Origin of the sequence: Vibrio penaeicida (assembly GCF_002933855.1) — a bacterium.
Lineage (GTDB): Bacteria > Pseudomonadota > Gammaproteobacteria > Enterobacterales > Vibrionaceae > Vibrio > Vibrio penaeicida_A.
The window spans coordinates 1-3,372 of the sequence record NZ_BFAQ01000096.1; the positions used below are offsets into that span (position 1 = coordinate 1).

At 36.5% G+C, this 3,372-nt stretch carries 3 protein-coding genes; 2 read left to right on the top strand and 1 reads right to left on the bottom strand.

Going from position 1 to position 3,372, the window contains the following annotated elements:
* Window positions 1-172 precede the first annotated feature (172 nt).
* On the bottom strand, window positions 173-388 hold the full coding sequence (locus tag VPNCDNU1_RS28575; protein ID WP_104403515.1) for a hypothetical protein: 216 nt from the start codon (window positions 386-388) through the stop codon (window positions 173-175).
* 427 nt (window positions 389-815) lie between these two features.
* On the opposite strand from VPNCDNU1_RS28575, the gene VPNCDNU1_RS28580 reads away from it, so the two are divergent.
* Window positions 816-1,841, top strand: coding sequence for a nucleoid-associated protein (locus VPNCDNU1_RS28580; RefSeq protein ID WP_104403516.1), 1,026 nt, complete (start codon window positions 816-818; stop codon window positions 1,839-1,841).
* A 47-nt stretch (window positions 1,842-1,888) separates the two neighbouring features.
* Complete coding sequence (locus VPNCDNU1_RS28585) at window positions 1,889-3,079, top strand: hypothetical protein (protein WP_145959513.1); 1,191 nt, start codon at window positions 1,889-1,891, stop codon at window positions 3,077-3,079.
* Window positions 3,080-3,372 lie beyond the last annotated feature (293 nt).

Consider the following 3,372-nt stretch of genomic DNA (forward strand, 5'->3'; position numbering starts at 1 on the left):
GTAAGGGCTAGTTAATCCTGCTAGTAGCATTAAAAATGCCTCGAAATGAGCTAAAACTAAAAACGGTTTTCATAGGAGGATATAAACCAGTAAAACCAAAATGCTTAGCAATTGGTCCTATGTCGTAACTAAGAACGCCTCCTCACGGGAGACGTTTTATCTACATTTCGCGTTAAGCTGGATCATGCAAATACGGCTTATCTGCTGCAACAAAGGGCTTAAACTCGGAGTGTGTAATGCGTGTTTTGTCTAACTTGTTCTTTGCTGTCCGTTGAGTGTTATCTCTTAGGTATTTTCTGTTGTATTCAGATTTCGATTTACCAACTAGCCCTAAATGATAATTCATTTCATGATCTTCGCTAAAATTCACGTAATCCCAATCGTTCATTGAAAATTCCCTTTTTAAAAATATGCAACATTGCGCATAACCATTATGTAGACACTAAGAAAGACTTTCAAGAGGAAAGAATGATAATTTTAGTGGGTTATTTGTCATATCGGATATTGGAAATTAAACCAAAGGAACAGAAAATAAGTGTTGGAGTTTCCTATACTTGGGAGAGCTAACCAAATATCACTAAACTAACAAGATTGCTAACACAGAAATGCCCCTTTGTGTGTTTCGACCAACTGATTTCTCATTGAATCGCGACATAAAAGATGATTGTAATCAAATATTTTAGATGTAACGTAATGCTTCGTGCGTAATAATTTATGTTAGTGAGAACTAAACTGGTTTCCTTGAACAAAGTTCTTCTTCATGAACACTTAGTTACGGTACTATTCGCCTCAGTTTGAATTTTATAGGCTCAGGTATGTCGATTAAAAATGTGATTCTTCATGAAGTTACACGTGAAAATGATGGTGAAATGGTAGTTAAGAACTTGCGTGATGTTGAGAACTCGACTGCTGGATTAGGCGAGAAACTGACAGAACAGTTAATCGAGCTATTTTCTCAATCTACGTTGAATATTGGTGAGTTTGGCGTTAATGGTGATGCAACAATAGAGCCTGCATTCGAACAACATCTTAAAAAACTGCATGAAAAGAAAGCAACATTTGTTGAGGCAACCAAAGCGATGGCGACTAGCTTCGCTGCCATAATAGAGGATCCGAAACTACAAACGGTAAAAGGCGGAATTCTTGCTTTTTACGTGTATGAATATAAAGGTAGTACGTTGCTAGCTGTTACTGTTCTCAATCGTATAGACGGCATTAATGCTAGTGAAAAACTAGATTTAAGTTCTTCAACTATTATCGATCTTAATCGGTTACATTTGGGCGCTTCGATCAATATCTCTGATTGGCAGAATGGCTTTAGCACTCGTTATATTAAGTTTAAAACTGGTCGCTCAGTTGAAATGCGTGACTACTTTGAATCGTTCATCGGCTGTCAACGAGATAAACAAGCTGCGTTGCGTGAAACGACAGCATTGAAGAATGCGATTAAGTCTTACTCCACAGGTTTAAAACTAGATAATGATGCCATGCAGTCAAAACTAGATACAGCTCATAGCTTTATTCAAGAGCAGCAAAAATTGGGTAAAGAAGTGTTGCTAACTCATGTAGCAAATGCTGTATTCCCAGGTTCTACTAAAGAATTTTTAGATGTTGCTAGAGGTGATGAGTATCAATTGAGTGAGCAGTTAGCCATTAGTCCAACTGAGTTGAAACGATATGTTCGTTTGAGTGGTAGAGGTAAAGGTGTTGCTATCAGCTTTGATAATGAATTATTAGGAAAGACAGTTACTTACAATAACGGGCAATTGACCTTTGATGAGATTCCACATTCTCTGAAGCAGAGTATTCTTGAGCTTCAGCGTGAAGAACAAAATGATTAACTATGAATATTAATACGTTAAAACTTTACAAGTCGATACGAGAGACAATGACAGAAGTCACTGTTGACCATAATGAAGTACATGGCTTCGTAGAGTTTAACGAAGATGTTGTTACTAAGCTCAAGGAGTTAAACTCCGAGGGCTTATGTTCGGCTGCGTTCAAACTATATCAAGATGGTCAGCACGAGCTAAGTATTACCATTCATGATGACTTTGAAAAGAAGCACTTTGATTTCTTTAATGAAGCAAAAATTGAACTATCGAAGCAGTCAGAGCAACACAGTAAGTTTTTCATTTGTTCAACTTTGAATGACTTAACCTCGTATACTGATTATCTACTGAATCCTGTAGAAGCTGTATATGTCACGGATAACAACGAGATACTAGATAAAAATAGTTCAAATAGAGAATTTAAAACCTATTTGAATATATCTCGTGTTTGCAATCTTGTAAAAGATGCTTCTCATACAAGTAAAGGGAACACATATACGATTTTGTGTGGTCAGCCACTTGATATGCATCTGAGCATTAAACCAGATGCGTTAAGTGTGGAAATCGATACTACTTATCTTGATGAGCTTTTAGGAAAAGATCAGCATAAAGAGGCAATGAATAGTCTAGTTCGTGAGTCTTTGTTTAACTTGCTGAGTGATTTAGAAATAAAATCACGCCTTAATCATCTAGTAACGCACTTCAACGCATTTACCAGTAAGCTACTTGTAAGCTATGAGCGATATGTTCGTAATTACTCTTTTGATAAAGTAAGAAAAGAATATCGGGAGAAAGCTACTGAATATACAGATCGACTTAATAAGGTTTTTGACGAAGTTGCGACTAAGACTTTCGCTATACCATTAGGTGTCTGGTTTGCTACGTCTCAAATGCAGGCTACGACAGAGATAGCTAGTCTTCAATTCGTGAAGAATATCTCTTACTTGGTAATGGTCGCTTTTCTAGTTGTGGTTGTTTGCTTCAATCTACTTGGACAGTTTTCAACCCTTAGTGCGACAATAAAAGAATACACCGACCTATTCAAAAGGCTTCGTGAAGAGCTTGATACTCCAAAAAAGAATGAATCGATTTCTTCTCAGCTAAAGGAAATTGATAAACTCAAACAAGGCTTAGATACTAGAAATGCTGTTATCTTTGCTAAGTTACTAGCAACTCTTGTATTTTCAGTCGTGATGTTAGCCTTTACGATCTTCGTTGCTTATATGGCTTTAAGTGAGCCAGCTTAATCACGTTGACCACGTTAAAAATTATCTATTGAAAAATAGGGATTCTGCGTTTAAAAACACGGGTATTGGATTTAAATTTATCACGTGTTTAGGTTGTGTGAATAGCCTATAGCATTTGGGTTACTAGACCTCAATGAATCATGAGTCTCAGGGAAAACTGAGCTAATTCAGTTGTAGCTAAATTATTAACACCACTAACTCATTTGTGTGCAAAAACGTGTTAAAAATCCCCATGAAATAGAGTGTAAAAAACGAGGGAAAAGCTTCAAAAATTCTTTCCCCAAAACAAATTT